14 protein-coding genes and 1 tRNA gene are annotated in these 19861 nt (G+C 66.9%); 6 read left to right on the top strand and 9 right to left on the bottom strand.

All coding sequences use genetic code 11. The features are described from left to right. The first annotated feature begins 1 nt into the window (after nt 1). Nucleotides 2–1561, top strand: a complete 1560-nt coding sequence (locus tag NX784_RS21875; protein WP_258818808.1) for a hybrid sensor histidine kinase/response regulator — start codon at nt 2–4, stop codon at nt 1559–1561. Here the strand turns inward: NX784_RS21875 and NX784_RS21870 are convergent. From NX784_RS21870 to NX784_RS21845, 6 genes are all read right to left on the bottom strand, one after another. After that, entirely contained in the window at nt 1558–3378 is a 1821-nt protein-coding gene (locus NX784_RS21870; RefSeq protein WP_258818807.1) for a M61 family metallopeptidase, read from the bottom strand. The genes NX784_RS21875 and NX784_RS21870 overlap by 4 nt on opposite strands. A gap of 77 nt (nt 3379–3455) precedes the next feature. After that, nucleotides 3456–4052 (bottom strand): nucleotidyltransferase family protein, encoded by a 597-nt coding sequence (locus NX784_RS21865; protein WP_258818806.1) that lies wholly within the window; start codon nt 4050–4052, stop codon nt 3456–3458. Between the two features lie 2 nt (nt 4053–4054). Beyond that, on the bottom strand, nt 4055–6259 hold the full coding sequence (locus NX784_RS21860; protein ID WP_258818805.1) for a xanthine dehydrogenase family protein molybdopterin-binding subunit: 2205 nt from the start codon (nt 6257–6259) through the stop codon (nt 4055–4057). Nucleotides 6260–6268: 9 nt separating this feature from the next. Then, complete coding sequence (locus NX784_RS21855) at nt 6269–6727, bottom strand: (2Fe-2S)-binding protein (RefSeq protein ID WP_258818804.1); 459 nt, start codon at nt 6725–6727, stop codon at nt 6269–6271. A gap of 54 nt (nt 6728–6781) precedes the next feature. Beyond that, the gene (locus NX784_RS21850; protein ID WP_258818803.1) at nt 6782–7504 is read right to left on the bottom strand and encodes a DsbC family protein; all 723 of its coding nucleotides are present in this window, start codon (nt 7502–7504) and stop codon (nt 6782–6784) included. 27 nt (nt 7505–7531) lie between these two features. Beyond that, on the bottom strand, nt 7532–8770 hold the full coding sequence (locus tag NX784_RS21845; protein ID WP_258818802.1) for an FAD-dependent monooxygenase: 1239 nt from the start codon (nt 8768–8770) through the stop codon (nt 7532–7534). A 133-nt stretch (nt 8771–8903) separates the two neighbouring features. Between NX784_RS21845 and NX784_RS21840 the strand changes: the two genes are divergently transcribed. The 3 genes from NX784_RS21840 (at nt 8904) to NX784_RS21830 (ending at nt 12447) form a co-directional block, all read left to right on the top strand. Then, nucleotides 8904–8979 (top strand) — tRNA-Phe (locus NX784_RS21840). 133 nt (nt 8980–9112) lie between these two features. Further along, the gene (locus NX784_RS21835; protein WP_258818801.1) at nt 9113–11317 is read left to right on the top strand and encodes an OsmC domain/YcaO domain-containing protein; all 2205 of its coding nucleotides are present in this window, start codon (nt 9113–9115) and stop codon (nt 11315–11317) included. 119 nt (nt 11318–11436) lie between these two features. Beyond that, the gene (locus NX784_RS21830) at nt 11437–12447 is read left to right on the top strand and encodes a hypothetical protein (RefSeq protein ID WP_258818800.1); all 1011 of its coding nucleotides are present in this window, start codon (nt 11437–11439) and stop codon (nt 12445–12447) included. Nucleotides 12448–12494: 47 nt separating this feature from the next. Here the strand turns inward: NX784_RS21830 and NX784_RS21825 are convergent, their stop codons facing one another. Continuing rightward, nucleotides 12495–13442 carry an alpha/beta fold hydrolase gene (locus tag NX784_RS21825; protein ID WP_258818799.1) on the bottom strand — a complete coding sequence of 316 codons (948 nt, stop codon included), beginning with the start codon at nt 13440–13442 and terminating at the stop codon, nt 12495–12497. A 137-nt stretch (nt 13443–13579) separates the two neighbouring features. On the opposite strand from NX784_RS21825, the gene NX784_RS21820 reads away from it, so the two are divergent. Continuing rightward, nucleotides 13580–14443: a helix-turn-helix domain-containing protein gene (locus NX784_RS21820; protein WP_258818798.1), complete on the top strand. Its 864-nt coding sequence runs from the start codon at nt 13580–13582 to the stop codon at nt 14441–14443. On the opposite strand, the gene NX784_RS21815 is transcribed toward NX784_RS21820, so the two are convergent. Then, complete coding sequence (locus NX784_RS21815) at nt 14440–16887, bottom strand: glycoside hydrolase family 31 protein (RefSeq protein ID WP_258818797.1); 2448 nt, start codon at nt 16885–16887, stop codon at nt 14440–14442. The genes NX784_RS21820 and NX784_RS21815 overlap by 4 nt on opposite strands. Nucleotides 16888–17008: 121 nt before the next feature. Continuing rightward, nucleotides 17009–18550, bottom strand: a complete 1542-nt coding sequence (locus NX784_RS21810) for a carboxylesterase/lipase family protein (RefSeq protein WP_258818796.1) — start codon at nt 18548–18550, stop codon at nt 17009–17011. Between the two features lie 199 nt (nt 18551–18749). On the opposite strand from NX784_RS21810, the gene NX784_RS21805 reads away from it, so the two are divergent. Then, nucleotides 18750–19739 carry an alpha/beta fold hydrolase gene (locus NX784_RS21805; RefSeq protein WP_258818795.1) on the top strand — a complete coding sequence of 330 codons (990 nt, stop codon included), beginning with the start codon at nt 18750–18752 and terminating at the stop codon, nt 19737–19739. The last annotated feature ends 122 nt before the right edge of the window (nt 19740–19861 follow it).

The following is a 19861-nucleotide window of genomic DNA, read 5'->3' as shown; positions in this document are numbered from 1 at the left end:
CGTGCCCACTGCGCCGACCGGCGACATCCTGTTCGACCATGCCGCCTGCGCCCTGTTGCTGACGGCGGCCGACGGCGTCATCCTGCGGGCGAACGGCACGGCATGCACGTGGCTCGGCTACACGGAAGAGGAACTCGTCGGCAAGCTGCGCATGCACGACCTGCTGCCCGTCGGCGCGCGCCTGTTCTACCACACGCATTGCCAGCCGATCCTGCAGGCGCAGGGTTCCGTGGCCGAAATCCAGGTCGACTTGCGCAACCGGCACCAGGAACGCGTGCCCGTGCTCATCAACATCAGCCGGCGCCCGCACGAGGACGGCATGGTCGATCACTGGGCCCTGTTCAGGGCGTCCGACCGGCGCGCCTACGAACGTGAACTGCTGGCGGCACGCAAGACGGCGGAAGCGGCGCTGGACGCGCGCCGCAGCGCCGAAGCCGAGCTGCAGAAGCTGAACGCGCAGCTGTCCGCGGCCGACCGCCGCAAGGACGAATTCCTCGCCACGTTGTCGCACGAATTGCGCAACCCGCTCGCGCCGATGCGCAGCGCGCTCGACGTCCTCAAGCTCAAGTTCGGCCACGGTAAGGACCAGCGCCTGCTGCAGGCGTTCGACCGGCAGTTGCGCCACCTGACGCGGCTCGTCGACGACCTGATGGAAGTCTCGCGCATCACGCAGGGATGCATGCAGCTGCGCAGCGCGCCCGTCGAATTGACGGCCCTCGTGCAGGGCGCCGCCCACGACCTCGCGGCGACGATGGAAGCGGCGCGCCACACGCTGCGCATGTCCATCGCCGAGCCGCCCGTGATCGTCGACGGCGATGCGACGCGGCTGGCGCAGGTCGTCATCAACCTGCTGACCAACGCGGCCAAGTACACGCCGGACGGCGGCACGATCGAATTGCGCCTGTCGTGCACGGACGGCTGGGCCGAGATCGCCGTGCGCGACAACGGCATCGGCCTGCCCGCCTCGGCCCTCGCCACCGTGTTCGACATGTTTTCCCAGTTGGAGCCGGCGCTGGAGCGCTCGAAGGGCGGCCTCGGTATCGGCCTCGCGCTCGTGCGCGGCATCGTCGAGCTGCATGACGGCAGCGTGCATGCGGACAGCGCCGGACCGGGCCTCGGCAGCACGTTCACGATCCGCCTGCCGCTGGCGCAAGGCAGCACGTGCGCACCGGCGCCCGCGACGCCGGTCGCCGATGCAGCGCCGGCGCAGGTGCGCGTGCTCGTCGTCGATGACAACGAGGATGCCGCCGAGACGCTGGCGATGACATTGGAACTGCACGGCTGCGACGTCCGGACGGCGGCGACGGCCGCCCGTGCATTGGAAATGCTGCCCGGCTTCGCGCCGGCCGTGGCGCTGCTCGACATCGGCCTGCCGGACATGAACGGCTACGAACTGGCGCGCCGGGTACGCCTGCTGCCGTCAAGCGCCGGGATGACCTTGATCGCGACGACGGGCTGGGGACAGCAGAAAGACCGCGAACGCGCGTTCGCGGCCGGGTTCGACCGCCACCTGACGAAACCGATCGATTTCGACTTGCTGCGGTCGTACCTGCCGGCTTAACTCGCGCTCGGCCGCTTCACCGCCGGGCCCTTGCGCGCGCCTGGCGCGACGCTGATCTGCACGCACGGCACGCGGTCGCCCTGCAAGGTCACGTCGAACGTCATCAGCTCGTCGCGGCGGAACGCGTGCACGGTGACCGTGTCGTCCACGCGGTAGCGCGCGAGCAGCTGGTCAAGGTTGGACGGGTTGCCGTTCACGCGCAGGCCGTCCACGGCGATCAGCACGTCGCCCGCCGACAGGCCCGCCTGGTGCGCGGCGCCGCCCTCGTGGACCTGCGTCAGCTTGGCACCGCCGGCGTCACGGCCGATGCCCGCGTCCAGCGATGGCTTCGCGTTCTTGCGCTCTTCCGTCACCTTCACGCTGAACGGCGCGTACAGCTTGGCCAGCGGGATGTCTTCCGTGCCGCGGATGTAGCGGTCGAAGATGGTTTTCAAACGCACGCCGCTCACCTCGTCGAACAGGCTTTCCACTTCCTGCTCCGTCACGCCGCGCGCGCCGCCGCTGTAGAAATCGCGGCCGTAGCGGTCCCACAGGGCGAGCATGACGTCGTCGAGCGACTTTGCGCCGTCCGTCTTCGCGCGGATCGTCAGGTCGAACGCGAGGCCGACGAGGGAACCCTTCGTGTAGTAGCTGATGATAGCGTTCGGCGCGTTCTCGTCCTGGCGGTAGTACTTGCTCCACGCGTCGAAGCTGGAATCGGCGATGCTCTGCTTCGTGCGGCCCGTGCCGCGCAGGACGCTGCCGACCGTCTTGCCCAGCAGCTTGAAATACGTCGCCTCGCTGATGATGCCGCTGCGGACGAGCATCAGGTCGTCGTAATAACTGGTAAAACCTTCGAAGAGCCACAGCAGCGGCGTGTAGTTCTCGGTCTGCAGGTCGTACGGCGCGAACACGGACGGCTTGATGCGCTTGACGTTCCAGGTGTGGAAGTACTCGTGGCTGCACAGGCCCAGGAACTTGGTATAGCCCTCGTTCGGCTCGGCCGTCTTCGGCGCGGCCGTCGTCGGGAGGTCGGTGCGGGAACAGATCAGCGCCGTCGACGCGCGGTGTTCCAGGCCGCCGTAGCCGTCGCCGACGGCCATCGTCAGGAACACGTAGCGGTCCATCGGTGCCTTCTTGGTCTTCGGCTCGAAGAACGCGATCTGCGTGTCGCAGATGGCTTTCAGGTCTTTTTCCAGGCGCGCCATGTCGAGGTTCGGCACGCGGCCCGTGATCACGATGTCGTGGCGGATGCCGTGCGCCGTGAAGCCCCCGAGCGCGAAGTCGCCCATCTCGACGGGGTGGTCGACGAGGTCGTCGTAGTCGGCCGCGAGGTAGGTGCCGAAGCCGTAGCGCTTGGCGCCCGCTTCCGGCAGCGACGTGGCGACGCGCCAGTTGCGCGCGGTGGGCTCCGCAGGACGCTGGATGTCGACGAGGTGCGGCCGCGCCTCCTGGCCGACGACGCGCAGGAACACGCTCGTGCCGTTGAAGAAGCCGTGCGTCTGGTCCAGGTGGGCGGCGCGCACGGACAGGTCCCACGCGTAGATTTCGCAATGCACCGTCAGCGGCCCGGCGACAGGGGCGGCCTGCCAGCTATGCTTGTCCAGCTTCGTCAGCCGCACCGCCTGCCCGCCGGCCTCCGCGCGGATGCGCACGATGTTGCGGGCGAATTCGCGGATCATGTAGCTGCCCGGGATCCAGGCCGGCAGCGTGAACACCTGCCCGTCCAGGCTAGGTTCGGCCACGGTGACGGTGACGTTGAACAGGTGTCCGGCCAGGTCCTTGGGGACGATCGTGTACAGGATGGCCGGCGGCGGCTTCTGGGGTGCTTTTTTCATATGACGTGAACAATCTCTCTCCGATGCGCCGTAGTGTAATCGGATTTTTCAGAAATGAGGGTGTTCACACGGTCGTGCTACGGTTCCGACAGGTCCGCCGGGGTGTCGACGTCGCGGAAGATGCCCGGGTCGCGCACCGCGATGTCCGTCACGGGACACGCCTGCAGCAGGCGGCGCGCGCCCGCGTCGCCGCGCAAGGCGAGCAGCGCGTCCAGATGGACGGCGCCGAAGCCGACGGGATTGCCGCGCCGGCCATCCTGCACGGGTGCCACGATGTCCGCGCCGCCCGCCAGGGCGGCGGCCAGCACGTGCAATGTGGCCGGATCGACGTACGGCATGTCGCCCAATGCCACGAGCCACGCCCGCGGCGCCGGTGCCCGCGCGAGCGTGTGGCGGATCGCATGCGTGAGCGATGCCGCCATGCCGCTGTCGGCGTCATGACAGACCGTGACCTCGCAACCGAGCGCGGACAAACGGGCGCCCACGCCCCCGTCGTCCGGCGCGACGACGGCCACGACGCGCGGCACGGCGGCCAGCAGCTTGCGCGCACTGGCCACGACGACGGGCTCGCCGTCCGCCAGCCGCTGCAGCAGCTTGTTGCGCAGCCCGGCGGGGTCGAACCGCCGCCCGCGCCCGGCGGCCAGCAGGATGCCGGCCGGCGCGGCGGCGTCCACGGTCAGGCCGACGCCAGGTCGAACGGCAGCTTGCGCAAGCGCTTGCCGGTCAGCTGGAACACGGCATTGGCCAGCGCCGGCGCCAGCGGCGGCAGGCCCGGCTCGCCGATACCCGTCGGCGCATCCTGCGACGGGACGATGAACACGTCGATCTGCGGCATGTCGTTCATGCGCGCCACCGTGTAGTCGTTGAAGTTCTGCTGTTCGACGACGCCGTCCTTCAGCGTGATGCGCGCACCCGGCAACGTGGTACCGAGGCCCATCAGCGCCGCGCCCTGGACCTGCGCCTCGATCGACATCGGATTCACGGGCAGGTTGCAGTGCACGGACGCGGTGACCTTGTGCAGCTTCGGGTTGCCGTCCACGATGGACGCCTCGACGACGTAGGCGACGACCGTGTTGAACGACTCGTGCAGCGCCACGCCGTACGCGCGCCCTTTCGGCAACGCCTTCTTGCCGTAGCCGGACTTCGCCACGGCGAGGTCCAGCGCCGCGTGATGGCGCACGTGCTTCGCGTCGATCAGCTTCTTGCGGTACGCGACCGGGTCCTGGCCGGCCGCATGTGCCGCCTCGTCGATCAAGGTCTCCATCACGAACGCCGTGTGCGTGGAGCCGACGGAGCGCCACCACAGCACGGGCACGTTGGCCTTGGCGGCATGCGCCGTCAGGTTCAGCGGCACGTCGTACGGCTCGCCCATGCCCTCGACCATCGTGCTGTCGATGCCGTTCTTGATCATGAACGGTTCGAACGTCGTGCCGGTGATGATCGACTGGCCGACGATCACGTGGTCCCACGCGACGATGTTGCCGGCGGCGTCCAGGCCAATGTCGGCGCGGTGCACGTGCGACGGGCGGTAGTAGCCGCCGCGGATGTCGTCCTCGCGGCTCCAGATCAGTTTCACGGGGCCCGCATGGCCCGCCGCCTTGTACGCCTTGGCGACGCGGACGGCTTCCACGATGAAGTCGGACGTGGGCGTCGCGCGCCGGCCGAAGCCGCCGCCCGCCATCATCGTGTTCAGCGTGACCTGCTCGGGCTTCATGCCGACCACCGCGGCGGCCGCCGCCTGGTCGATGGTCTGAAATTGCGAGCCGACCCACAACGTGCACGCATCGTCCTTCAAATCGACCGTGCAGTTGATCGGTTCCATCGGCGCGTGTGCCAGGTACGGGAATTCGTAGACCGCGGAGATCTTCTTGGGCGCACCGGCCAGCTTCGACGTGTCGGCCTTGCGCGCGACGGTGCCCGGCGTTTTCGACAGGTCCACGAATTGCGCCAGCTGCTTGGCGCTGTCGACCTTCTCGACGGCGCTCGTGTCCCACTGGATGGCGAGCAGGTCGCGCGCCTGCTTCGCGGGCCAGTAGCCGTCGGCGACGACGGCCACGCCGCTGCCGCCCCGGTCCACCGGCACTTCCAGCACGGCGATCACACCGCGCACGGCCTGCGCTTTCGATGCATCGAATTTCGCCACCTTCGCGCCGAACACGGGCGGGTGCGCGACGACCGCGACCTTCGTGCCGGCCGGCTTGACGTCGAGGCCGAACTGCTGGCGGCCCGTCGACTTGGCGCGCGCATCGAGGCGCGGCATCGGCTTGCCGATGTAGCGGAACGCCTTCTGGTCCTTCAGCGTGACGGTCTCCGGCACCGGTTGCGCCTTCGCGGCGTCGGCCAGCGCACCATAGGTCGCCTTGCGGCCCGCCGGACCGTAGACGATGCCCTTCGCCGTGCGGCACTGGGACGGGTCGACCTTCCACTGCTGCGCCGCCGCGGCGACGAGCATCGCGCGGGCGCGGGCGCCCACTTCGCGGTATTGCGTGAACGAGTGGGCGATCGTGCCCGAGCCGCCCGTGATCTGGATGCCGAACACGGGGTCCTTGTACACGTCGGCGGCCGGGGCCAGCTCGGCGCGCATCTGGCTCCAGTCGGCGTCCAGCTCGTCCGCGATAACCATCGGCAGCCCCGTGTGGACGCCCTGGCCGAATTCCAGGCGGTTGACGATCACCGTCACCGTGTTGTCCGGCGCCACGCGCAGGAAGGCGTTCGGCGCGTAGACGGTCGGCTTGGCGGCGTCGGCGGCGCGCGCGAGGCGGCCGCCGGCGGGCAGCACGAAGCCCAGCACGAGGCCGCCCGTGGCCGCGGTGCCCGCTTTCAGGAAGCCGCGGCGGGACAGCCCGATTGGTCCGGCATGCTTCATCAGGTCGAGTCGCATGCGGCCTCCTTATGCCAGGGTCTTGGCGGCATCCTTGATGGCCGCGCGGATGCGTTGATAGGTGCCGCAGCGGCAGATGTTGCCGCTCATGGCGTTGTCGATGTCGGTGTCCGTCGGCTTCTTGTTCACGCGCAGCAGCGCGGTGGCGCTCATCACCTGGCCGCTCTGGCAATAGCCGCACTGCGGGACGTCGTGCTTGACCCAGGCGTCCTGCACGGCCTTGCCCACCTTGTCCGATTCCATCGCCTCGATCGTGGTGATCTTGTGGCCGGCCGCGGCCGAGATCGGGGTGACGCAGGAACGGATCGCCTGGCCGTCCAGGTGCACGGTGCACGCGCCGCACAGGGCGGCGCCGCAGCCGAACTTGGTGCCGGTCATGTTCAGGTTGTCGCGCAGCGTCCACAGGATGGGTGTGGAGGGATCGGCGTCGACCTGGACGTCGCGCCCGTTGATGTTCAGTGAGACCATGTCTTCTCCCTTGTTTTGGGTCGGCAAAAAAAGCCCGGCGGTGCCGGGCTTCGCTTACTGCTTGAGGGAAGCCAGCTTGGCTTCCAGCGTTTTCTGGTCGACCGCACCTGGGATCCGCGTGCCGTCCGAGAAGAAGATGGCCGGCGTGCCCGTGATGTGCAGCTTCTGGCCCAGTGCCAGCACCTTCTCGTTCGGTGCTTCGCAGTTCGCGGGTGCGGCCGCTGCCGGCTTGCCGTTGATCATCCAGTCGTCCCACGCCTTCGCCCGGTCCGGCGAGCACCAGACGTTCTTCGACTTCTCGAACGAGTCCGGCGACAGGATGTTGTACAGGAACGTGTAGATCGTCACGTTGTCCATGTCCTTCAGCGTCGTCTGGCGCAGGCGCTTGCAGTAGCCGCAGTTCGGGTCTTCGAACACGGCGATCACGCGCTTGCCGTTGCCCTTGACCTGCTTGATGGCGTCGTTCAGCGGCAGGTCGGAGAACTTGATCTTGTTGATGTCGTCGATGCGCTCGCGCGTCAGGTCGCGCGTGGACTTCGCATCGTAGACGTGGCCGATGACCAGGTATTCGCCCTTCTTGTCCGTGTACAGGATGTCGCCGGCGACGCGCACTTCGTACAGGCCGGCGTAAGGCGTTTCCTTGACCGACTCGATCTTCGCGCCGCCCAGGCGCGGTTCGAGCGACTTCTTGATGGTCGCCTCGACCGAGTTCTGCGCGCCGACGCACGACGTGATCAAGCCGGTCGCCAGCAGGACGGCGAGCTTCGTTTTACCCATGAATGTATTCCTTAAAGATTTGGCACGTTACCTGCCCATTGCATGGGCGATCAGCCGTCGCTTGACCACGGGCAACTTATCCAGCAAGTTTAATCCGAAATTGCGAACTACGCGCACGGGTTCCAGATTTGCGCCGAACAAACGCTCAAGACCATCCGTCGCGAGTTGCATCAGCAAGACATCTTCCTTGCGCGCGCGCGCGTAGCGCGCGAGCACGCGCTCGTCGCCGATGCCCTGGTGGGCGTCGCGCGCGGCGATCGTGTCGAGCAGCGCGACGACGTCCGCGAACCCCAGGTTCATGCCGTGGCCCGCCAGCGGATGCACGGCGTGCGCGGCATCGCCGACGAGCGCCACGCGCGGCGCCGTGATCGCGTGCGGGCGCACGAGCGCCAGCGGGATTGCCTTGACGTCTTCCGGCTGCAGGGGCTTCAGCAGCCCCAGTTTTTCTTCCGAATACTCGCCCAGGCGGATCGCCAGCTCGCCCAGCGATTCGCCCATGATGGTATCGGCCAGCGTGTCCGGCGCGGACCACACGAGCGACACCTTGTCGCCCGGCAGCGGCAGCAGCGCGATGATGCCGTCCTTGCAAGTGAACCATTGATGGGCGACGTTGTGGTGTGGCTTTTCGCAGGCGAAATTCGCGACGATCCCGCGCTGGTGGTACGAGCGGTAATCGATGCCGATGTCGCACTGCCCGCGCACCCAGGAATCGCGGCCGTCGGCGCCGAGCAGCAGCTGGGCCGCGAGCACCTTGCCGTCTTCCAGCTCGACCTCGACGTTGTCGCTGCCATTCACGATGCGGCAGGCGCGTCCCGTCACGGTCTCGACGTTCTGGGCGAAACGCAACGCGGCGTCGAGCGCCTGGTTCAGGTTGCTGTCCTCGACGATCCACGCGAGCGCACCGGCATGGGCACCGAACGCGTCGAACCCGAGATGGCCGCCCTGCGCGCCATCGCCGTGCACGTCCATCGCGTCGACGGGGGCCACGCGCGCCATGTCGAGCGCGCCCCACACTTTCACCGACGACAGCAGCGTGTGCGCCGTATGGTTCAGCGCATAGACGCGCACGTCCCACGGCTTCTCGCCGCCGGCCGCCGCCTCGGGCGCATCCGGACGCGCGGGCGGCACCAGCAAGGTGACGCTGTGCCCGGCCTGGGACAGCCCCAGCGCCGCCGTCTTGGCGATCGCGCCATTGCCGACGATACAAACGTCGCTGCGGCGAGCGACGTTGCGATGATGTGCGGAAGAAGTGGTCTGTGTGCTCATGACACACATTATAGACGCTTCACCGTACCCCGCTTTCCGGTGAACGGGACGGGCACGGCGCCCTGCCGGCGCACGAATTTGCTCGACAGGACTTGCAGCTTCGCAAACCCGTCGCTATAATCATGCCTCCTTTGGCCTGGTAGCTCAGTTGGTAGAGCAGAGGATTGAAAATCCTTGTGTCGGTGGTTCGATTCCGCCCCGGGCCACCAAGAACATGTTTCACGCGACGCCGACCATTATTGGTTGGCGTTTCTGCTTTCAGCGTCCGAATCTGCATTCGGTTCCGCCCTGTCGTCAGCGTCATCGCCCAACATCCCGTCAGCTTCCTATTTGGAAATCTCCATGGAAATTAAAGTCAATTTTCTCGACAAGCTCCGCCTCGAAGCGAAGTTCGATGATTTCACGGTGATCGCTGACCAGCCGATCCGCTACAAAGGCGATGGCTCGGCGCCCGGCCCGTTCGATTATTTCCTGGCGTCGTCGGCGTTGTGCGCGGCTTATTTCGTGAAACTGTATTGCGACACCCGCAATATTCCGACCGAAAACATCCGCCTGTCGCAGAATAATATCGTCGACCCGGAAAACCGTTACCAGCAGATTTTCAAGATCCAGGTCGAGCTGCCGCCGGATATTTCCGACAAGGACCGCCAGGGCATCCTGCGCTCCATCGACCGCTGCACGGTTAAAAAAGTGGTGCAGACGGGGCCGGAATTCGTCATCGAAGAAGTCGAGAACCTGGACGCCGATGCGCAGGCATTGCTGACGTTGCAGCCCGATGCCGGCGCGCAGACCTATATTCCGGGCAAGGACCTGCCGCTGGAGCAAACGATCGCGAATATGTCCGGCTTGCTGGCGGGCCTGGGCATCAAGATCGAAATCGCGTCGTGGCGCAATATCGTGCCGAACGTCTGGTCGCTGCATATCCGCGATGCCCATTCGCCGATGTGTTTCACGAACGGCAAAGGGTCGACGAAGGAAAGCGCGCTGGCGTCCGCGCTGGGCGAGTACATCGAACGCCTGAGCAATAACCACTTCTATGCCGGCGCCTTCTGGGGCGAGGACATCGCCAACGCCCCGTTCGTGCATTACCCGGACGAGCGCTGGTTCCAGCCCGGCCCCGACGATGCGCTGCCGGCGGCCATTCTCGACGAGTACTGCCTGGGCATTTACGATCCCGAAGGCGAATTGCGCGGCTCGCACCTGATCGACACGAACTCGGGCAATGTGGAGCGCGGCATCGTGTCGCTGCCGTACGTGCGGCATTCGGACGGTGAGGTCGTCTATTTTCCGTCGAACCTCATCGAAAACCTGTACGCCAGCAATGGCATGAGCGCCGGGAATACGCTGGCCGAAGCGCAGGTGCAGTGCCTGTCCGAGATCTTCGAGCGCGCGGTCAAACGCGAAATCCTCGAAGGCGAGCTCGCCCTGCCCGATGTGCCGCACGAGGTGCTGGCGAAATACCCGGGCATCCTGGCCGGCATCCAGGGCCTGGAAGAACAGGGTTTCCCCGTGCTGGTGAAGGATGCGTCGCTGGGCGGCTCCTATCCGGTCATGTGCGTCACGTTGATGAACCCGAAGACGGGCGGCGTCTTTGCGTCGTTCGGTGCGCACCCGAGCTTCGAGGTGGCGCTGGAACGGAGCCTGACGGAGCTGATGCAAGGCCGCAGCTTCGAAGGCCTGAACGATTTGCCCCAGCCGACCTTTGCCAGCAACGCCGTGACGGAGCCCTATAACTTCGTCGAGCATTTCATCGATTCCAGCGGTGTCGTGTCGTGGCGGTTCTTCAGCGCCAAGGCCGATTACGATTTCGTCGAGTGGGATTTTTCCGCCCAGGGCGCCGATGCCAACGAACAGGAAGCGGCGACCCTGCTCGGCATTCTCGAAGAGATGGACAAGGAAGTGTACATGGCGGTGTACGACCACTTGGGTGCCGTCGCCTGCCGGATCCTCGTACCCGGCTATTCGGAAATCTATCCGGTCGAAGACCTGGTCTGGGACAACACCAACAAGGCACTGCTGTTCCGTGAAGATATCCTGAACCTGCATCGCCTGGACGACGACGCCCTGGCGGCACTGCTCGATCGCCTGGAAAACAATGAGCTGGACGAGTATTCCGACATCGCGTCGCTGATCGGCATCGAATTCGACGAGAACACGGAATGGGGCCAGCTGACCGTGCTCGAATTGAAGCTGCTGATCCACCTCGCGTTGAAGCAATTCGAAGACGCGCACGATCTGGTGGGCGCCTTCCTGCAGTACAACGACAATACCGTCGAGCGCAAACTGTTTTATCAGGCGATGAACGTCGTGCTGGAAGTGGTGCTCGACGACGACCTGGAACTGGACGACTACGTCGTCAATTTCCGCCGCATGTATGGCAATGCGCGGATGGACGCGGTACTGGGCTCCATCGACGGCAGCGTGCGCTTCCACGGGCTGACGCCGACGAGCATGAAGCTGGAAGGTCTCGACCGGCACCATCGCCTGATCGACAGCTACAGGAAACTGCACGTCGCGCGGGCCAGGGCGGCGGCTGCATCCAAATAAAGTCAAGGCTGAGCGCCACCTTTGGGTGGCGTTTTTCTGCCTGCATCGAGACAATTGGTGAGACTGTTTCCCATGGGAATCCGTAAAATCCATGGTTTCTATTGAGCCAAGAATACTTGATGCCAGCCTTTATCCACCTCCACAACAGGACAATCAACGCACCCAGCCCGCTCCAGATCAACGGGAACATTGCTTTTTTCACGGCCCCCATCATGGACACGTCGGAGTTCCTGACGTCGGGCGACGGCAAGATCTGGCAGCTCAGGTTTTTCATTGGTTCTGCGTTCGCGAAGACGCTGTATGTGGAATTCAGTGACGACGTGGCGGGGAAGATTCTCGGACGGGCCTGTTGGTGCGACAACGGTAAAGATGCAAAGAATGACGCCGGGCTGCTACCTGACGCGTCTCTATTCCTGCGGAAGAATGCGAACACCCTCACCTTTGCCAAAGGCGTGCGACTGTCCGCGGACCGCACGCTGCTGGTCGATCGCGACGGTTTTGCCTATTTTTCTGGCGACAACGACCAGTTCAAACGCATCGTGCTGTGCCAGGCCTTGGCACTTGCCTACATCGAGGTCTTCAAGACCTGCATGGCCGACACCACGAAAAGCGTGCGGGACAACCGGACCGACGAAACGATCGCGCTGTACGAGAATATCCTGCGTTTCAACGCCGCGTACTATTTCACGCTGCCGGTCCTGGTCGACCGCCATGAGCTGTTTGCGGCGTGGAAGGTCTTGTGCGAACACTATCACCTCAAAGTGCTGAGCGAGGAATTGACCCAGCAACTGTCGGGCGTCGCGGCATTGCTGAGCGACCAGCGGGAAAAGCAGACGGCTGCGGACGACGCGCAGCGGCAGACCGAGGAAGCCGCGTTGAGGGCGCTGGAAAAGCAGGCACTCGGAAAACAGAAGGCACGCGAGGACAAAGCCGACAAGCGCCGCGGCTACCTGCTGTCGTTTGCCGGCCTGTTCTTGACCGCGATGTCCCTGCTGTCCCTGTTCCAGCTGACGCCGACCCAGTTCTTCGACAATGTCGCGCAGTGGAAGCACTGGATGTCGCCATCCGGAGCCGGCGCGACGGCAGGGACCGCGGAAAAAGCGGACGGGGCCCGCAAGGCCAAGGGCTGAACCGCACAACGCCGATCTACGCAGGTCGGCGTTTTTGTTTCCCCTCTTTAGCCCACACCCCACAACCGCCGCGCCTCTTCCGCGATCACGTCAGGAAACTCCTCCTGGAAAAACAGCTTCCCCTCGGGCACCTGGCGGATGCCCTGCGAGCGCGGGAAGACGCGGTCCAGGTAGACCGCATCCGCGACGGGGAAAATCTTGTCGCTCGCTCCCCACACCATCCGCACCGGCACCGTGCTGCGCCGGAGCGCCGCCTCGATGCCCGCGAGCGGATTCGGCGCCAGCGCCTTGTGGAAGTCGTGGTACTGCTTGCGCCGCAGCGGCGTGCTCACCATCGGCGTGACGTAGTACTCGATGTTCGCGTCCGTGAGGCCCGCCGGGTCGTGGTACACGGCCGCGCCGAACGTGGAGCGCGCCAGGTTCTTGTCCGTCAGCCACCTGGCCGTGTCATCGGCCAGGGTGCCCGCATTCGCCATGTCCAGCACCGGCTTGATCATCGGCGGCGGGCTGTTCGGCTCCGCGTCGCAGTTCGTCAGCAGCAAGGTGCGCACGCGGTCCGGATGGCGGACGAGGAATAGCTGCGCGACGGCGCCGCCGCTGTCCGACGCGACGATGTCGACCTGTCCCACGTGCAGCGCATCAAGCAGGTCCGCCAGCATCGCCACCTGCGCGGCGGGCGCCACGGACTGACGTTCCGGCACCTGCGAATAGCCGAGGCCCATGAAGTCCGGCGCGATGCAGCGGCGGTACGGCGCGAGGCGGTCGAGCGCGCCGCGCCACTGGAAGCCGTTGAGTGGTGCGCCGTGCAGGAACAACGCGGCCTCGCCCTGCCCGCGCTCGGCGTACGCGATGCGGCCGCACGGCAGGTCGGCGGTGCGCCGCATCCGGCGGTACGCGTTCGCATCGGTCGGCGCGGCCGGCTGCGCCGCCGCATTCATCGCAACCGTGGCCCCAAGCGCCACACCGGTCACCAGCAAGAAATCCCTACGTTTCATCAAGCGTCTCCTTGGATGGGTTGTGCATGCAAGGATGCTAGCAACGGGTTCGCGGCCCGGCGCGCACCGGCGGCCGGTCGCGGACACAGGCGGATGATTTCCTGTACATTCATGGAACGCCAGCCCGGAGCCTTGCGATGATCGACCGTCCCTCCTGCTATCCCAGCCCATCCACCGCGCTGCTGCCGGACCTGCGCGACAAAGGCCTGCCGCTGCTCGACGTGCTGACGTCGCCCGTCCCGCCCGGCCTGTTCGATTCGCCCGTGGATGCGCGCCACGTGCTGTGCCTGCACCTCGGCACGCCCGTTCCCGTGTCGTACCGGGCCGGCCGGGTCGAGCGGGACGGCATGCGGCTGCATGGCCAGTTCTGCGTCGTGCCGGGCGGTTCGAGCACGCGCTGGACCGTGTCGAAGCCGGCGACGTCCTTGCTGCTGCGCCTCGCGCCCGCGCACCTGCGCGCGACGGCCGAAGAGATGGGCCTCGGGTCGTGCACGTTCGACCTCGCGCCCGCGATCCACATCCGCGACCCGCACATCGAACGCATCGGCTGGATGATGCAGGCGGAAGGCCACGACGCCTACCCGGGCGGCAGGCTGTTCGCCGACAGCCTCGCGTCGGCGCTCGCGGTGCGTCTCGTCGCCCTGCAGTCGCGCGGCCGGGCAATGACGCCCGCGCCCGCGCGGGCGTTGCCCGCCTGGCGGCTGCGCCACGTGATCGAATACATCGACGCGCACCTCGACCAGGACCTCACGCTGGCCGAACTGGCGGCCGTCGCGGCATTCAGCCCGTCGCACTTCAAGGCTCTGTTCAAGCAGGCGACGGGCATGCCGGTCCACCGCTTCGTGCTGGAGCGCCGCGTGGAGCGGGCGCGCCTCCGGCTGCTCGAAGGGCGCAAGAGCAATACGGAGATCGCGCTGGAAGCCGGCTTTGCGCATCCGAGCCATATGGCGCGCAGCCTGCGCCGGCTGCTGGGGCTCACGCCGGCGCAGCTGCGCGGCTAGAAGTCGATCCGCTTCACGTGTTCGTCGGGCAGCGGCACGCGCAGGCGGTGCGTGGCCGCATCGAAGCGCACGTCGCGCGCGGGCTTGCCGTCGATGCGGACGTTGGCCGGTGCGGCCGCGAGCCCCGTGAATTCGACGGCGCCCACCTTCTGCCAGCCCCGGTTGGCCGGGATGTCCAGCCGCACGCCATGGTCGTCCGCCGTCGCGGCGATCATGCGTGATGCCTCGTCGCGATAACCGTATCCATCGCCCGCGTCCTGGAACACGTGGCCGCCGCCGGCGCCCGCCGCGACGACGAGCGTCAGCGGGACGTTCTTCAACTCGCCCGTGTGCTGCACGACGGGCGCAGTGGGCACGACGGCGCCGGCGCGGATGAACAGCGGCAGCCGGTCCAGCGGCGCGGCCACCCGCGCCGACGTGCCGCCCGCGTGCCGCGTGCCGTCCCACCAGTCGATCCACGCATCGCCCTGCGGGAAATAGACGTCGCGCGTCGTCTGGCCCTCGTGCAGCACGGGCGCCACCAGCAGGTCGCCGCCGGCCAGGAACTGGTCGTCGACGAGGCTCGCGCGCGTGTCGCGCGGATACGCGAACCACAACGGCCGCATCGGCGGCAGGCCGGACTGCTCGTTGTCGGCGAACAGCGTGTACAGGTAAGGCAGCAGCCGGTAGCGCAGCTCGATCGTGGCGCGGTTGACGCGCTCATGCGCGGCGCCGAACGCCCACGGTTCGCGCGGCGCGGAGACGTCGTTCGAGTGCGTGCGGAAGTACGGCGTCAATGCCGCCGCCTGCAGCCAGCGCGTGTGCAGTTCCGCGCCCGGGCTGCCCATGAAACCGCCCACGTCGGCGCCGACGAACGGCACGCCGGACACGGACAGGTTCGTCAGCATCGGGATCGTCAGTGCGAGATGCGTCCACGTCGGCGAGTTATCGCCGGTCCAGACGGCCGCGTAGCGCTGCACGCCGGCGAACCCGGCGCGCGTGAGCACCAGCGGGCGCTTGTCCGGACGCAGGCTGCGCAAGCCCTCGAAGCTGGCGCGCGCCATCTGCATGCCGTACACGTTGTGGTATTGCGCGTGCGTGCCGGGCTGGCCGTCGCCCGCGTGGTGGGCGTCGAGCGGGAACGTCTTCTGCGGGCCCAGGCTGATCTCGGGTTTGTCGAATCCGTCCGGGGCGAACACACCGGGTTCGTTCATGTCGTTCCAGAAGCCGTCGACGCCGACGTCGAGCGGCGCCTGGTACAAGCTGCCGAACCACGTGCGCGCGGCAGGCAGAGTGAAGTCGGGGAAGGCGCAGATGCCGGGCCAGACCTTCGCGTGCAGTTCGCTGCCGTCCGCATTGCGCACATAGACGCCCTGCTCGCGGCCGCTGCGGTAGATCGGGTAGTGGTCGTCGACCTTGATGCCGGGGTCGACGATCGTCACGGCGTGGAAGCCGTCGCCATGCAGCCGCGCCAGCATCCCTGTCGGATCGGGGAACGTCGTGCGGTTCCACGTGAACACGCGGAAGCCGTCCATGTGGTCGATGTCGAGGTAGATGACGTCGGCCGGGATGTGGCGCCGGCGGAATCCGCGGGCGACGTCCAGCACTTGTTCCTGCGTCTTGTACGACCAGCGCGATTGCTGGTAGCCCAGCGCCCACAAGGGCGGCAAGGCGCCGCGTCCCGTCAGCGCCGTGTAGTCGCGCAGGACGTTCGCGGGCGTGCGCGCGGCGCCGCCGGTGAAAACGTAGTAATCCAGCTCGCCGCCGTCGGCGCCGAAGCTGTAGCGGTGCGGCGCCGTCTTCCCCATGTCGAACCAGCTGCGCCGCGTATTGTTGAAGAACACGCCGTAGCTGCGGCCATCGTGCAGGGCGATGAAGAACGGGATCGATTCGTAGGACGGATCGTGGCCCGCCGGGTAGTCGGGCACGTCGGAGTTCCACATCGCCATCGCTTGCTGGTGCCGCGACAGGGGCATCGTCTTTTCGCCGAAGCCGTAATACAGCTCGAAGTCGTCGCGGCGCATCGACGTCTCGACGGCGCCGTCGTCCGGGTTGAACGTCATCGGACGGGCCGGGTCGTCCGCGACGACGCGGCGGCCGGCACCGTCGTACACGGCGATCGCCAGGTCGGGCTTCGTCGCGATCACGACGCGCGTGCCCGTCGCCGAGCGCAATTCCACGTTGGCGTCGCCCGGCGTCACCGTCGCCGTGGACGCGGGTGGCGTGCCGCCGATGGCGTACGAGACGTCCGGACCGAAGCTGCCCGTGGGCGCCATCCGCACGCGCACGACGTCGGGAGTGACGAAGCCGACGTGCACGCGCGCGCCGCTGGACAAGGTGAGATCCGCGCCGTCCGCGGACGGCACGGTGCGCACGACGGCGCCGACCGTGCGCGGCGCCGCGTGCGCGTGGGTCAATACGAAGGCCGCGCACGCGGCGGCGAGCAGGTGTCGATCGAATCGCATGGGCAATGCATCCTGTCGGGACGATGGGTTCACGTCCCTCGGTTATACAAAGCCCGTGCGCGAAACGCAATGCCTCGCCAGGAATCGGCCGCTGTTTAGCCGCCGCGGCGTGCAACGGACGTCAGCGTCCGGCCTCCGGCCCGAACAGCGAGAAGTCCGGCAGCTTGCCGCGCGCGCGCAGGTCGGCGTCGTCGCCGATGCGCAGGATGGTCGATGCGTTGCCGTCGAACGCGGGCCACGCCGGCAAGCCCTTCCCGTTCGGATCGCCCGTGCGCGCGAACGTGGCCCACGTGTCGGCGAGCCGCGCGGCGAGGCTGCGGTCGTACGCGGACCAGGGCCGCGCATCCTGGCCGAGGTGGTCGAACACGTACTGGATCTCGGCGCCGTGGCCCGCGCCGCAACCGTAGCCGCAAGGCGTCACGGGCTCGGTGGGCCGGTGCGCGAAATAATAGACGTACGGTTTCGCGCGGCCGTAGCGCGCCTGCAGGCCGGCCCAGTGCGTCATGCGCCAGCCCCACCAATCGTTCGTCAGCTGCTCGATGGATGCCTTGGCTTGCGCGTCCGTCGCGCCCGGATACGCGGCCAGCACGGCGGCCGACGGCGCGTGGCCCAGCAACTTGGCGACGAGCGCGCGGTGGCTCGCGGCCGTGAACTTGTCGGTGCCGACGAGTTCCGGCGCCAGGTCCTTGCCCTCTTCCGCGTTCCAGCCGGCCAGCAGCGGGACGTCGTTCTGGCGGTGGTTGCGATACGTCGTCGTCAGGTCTTCGCGCAGCACGTGGCCGTCGACGATCGGATGCGGTGCCCACGCCGGCTTCTGCAGCGCCGCGACCGGGAGCGCGCGCAGGTCGGCCAGGTGCGCGGCGCCGGCGGCCTTCGCGAACGCGAGCCCTTCGGCTTCCGCGGCCTTGCGGTCGAACGGCGCGTTCTCGCTGGCGTCCATCGGCACGCCGTCGTTGCCGCTCTCCGAGATCGCACGCTGGAAAAGGCCATGCGCCAGCGGCGACGCGACGAGGATCGCGACGGACTCGCCACCCGCCGACTCGCCCATGATCGTGACGCGCGCCGGGTCGCCGCCGAACGCCGCGATATTGTCCTTCACCCAGCGCAGCGCGGCGATCTGGTCTTCGATGGCCTGGTTGCCCGATGCCTTGTCCGGCGACTCCGCCGTCAGCTCCGGGTGGGCGAAGAAGCCGAAGATGCCGAGACGGTAGTTGAGCGTGACGACGACGACCCCGCGCCGCGCCAGCGCAGCGCCGTCGAACATCGGCATCGCGGCCGTGCCACCATAGAAACCGCCGCCGTGGATCCAGACGATGACGGGCAGCTTCTGCGCAGGCTTCTGCGCGGGCGTCCACACGTTGAGGTACAGGCAGTCCTCGCTCTTCGGGTTCGACACCCAGGGCGCCGTCTGCGCGCAGGCGGGCGCGAACGCGTGCGCGGCCGTCACGCCCTGCCACGGCACGACCGGTTGCGGCGCGCGCCAGCGCAAGTTACCCACCGGCGGCGCGGCGAACGGCACGCCGAGGAATGTGTTCACGTCGCCGGCCTTGGTGCCGACGATTCGTCCACCCGTGACTGTCACCGGCGCCGTCACCTGGGCCGGCTGGGCCGCACAGGCCAGCAGGCATCCGGCGACGAAGACCATCGTTCGCGTGCTCGTCATCGTGTCTCCTTGTTAAGTATCGACGCCGATTGTAACGAGCAATACTTGCTGCCGGTCACATTAAAACGGGGGTGCGAAAAATAATTATCGAAATAACGGTTTTGTTCTTGCAAAACGCCGCCGCGTCGGATACATTTATCGCCATAATGATTATCGCAATAAGTAATTCGACCAGCCACTGACCTGACCGGAGGAATCCATGAACAAGCACATCGTCCGCAACGCCATCGGCGCAGCCGCCCTCACCGTCCTGAGCCTGGGCGCCGCCCAGGCGCAAACGTCCGCACCGGCCGCCTTCCAGAACATCAAGCAGATCGACGCCGGCGTGCTGAACGTCGGCTACGTGGACGCGGGCCCGGCCAACGGTCCCGTCGTGATCCTGCTGCACGGCTGGCCCTACGACATCCACAGCTACGTCGACGTCGTGCCGCGGCTGACGCAGGCCGGCTACCGCGTCATCGTGCCCCATTTGCGCGGCTACGGCACCACGCGCTTCCTCGACAAGAACGCCGTGCGCAACGGCGAACCGGCCGCGCTGGCGGAAGACGTCGTCGCGCTGATGGATGCGCTGAAGATCGACAAGGCGATCCTGGCCGGCTACGACTGGGGCGCACGCAGCGCGGACATCGTCGCGGCGCTGTGGCCGGAGCGCGTCAAGGGCCTCGTGTCCGTGAGCGGCTACCTGATCGGCAGCCAGGACAGCGGCAAGCAGCCGCTGCCGCCCGCCGCCGAGCAGCAATGGTGGTACCAGTTCTACTTCGCCACCGAGCGCGGCCGGGTCGGCTACGAAAAGAACCACCACGATTTCGCCAAGCTGATCTGGCAGACCGCCTCGCCGCAGTGGCATTTCGACGACCGCACGTTCGACCGCAGCGCCGCTGCGCTGGAGAACCCGGACCACGTGGCCATCACCGTCCACAACTATCGCTGGCGCCTGGGGCTGGCACAGGGCGAGGCGAAATACGCACCGCTGGAAGCGCGCCTGGCGCGGTTCCCGGCAATCACCGTGCCGACGATCACGCTGGAAGGCGACGCGAACGGCGCGCCGCACCCGGAGCCCGCCGCGTACGCCAAGCGCTTCACGGGGAAGTACAAGCATGAGCTGATCAAGGGCGGCGCGGGACACAACCTCCCGCAGGAAGCACCGGGCGCGTTCGCCGACGCCGTCATCGCCGTCGACCACCTGTAAAAATGTCACGCGGAAATATCGACGTCAGCATCGCACTGGCGTGATCCATCAACGACGACGCCACCGTGCGAGGGTGGCGTCGTTGACTTACCGCGGGCACTGCAATCAGTGGAAGAACAGGT

This window comes from Massilia pinisoli, from assembly GCF_024753285.1.
Classification (GTDB): Bacteria; Pseudomonadota; Gammaproteobacteria; order Burkholderiales; family Burkholderiaceae_D; genus Telluria; species Telluria pinisoli.
This window is presented reverse-complemented; position numbering and strand designations above follow the sequence as displayed.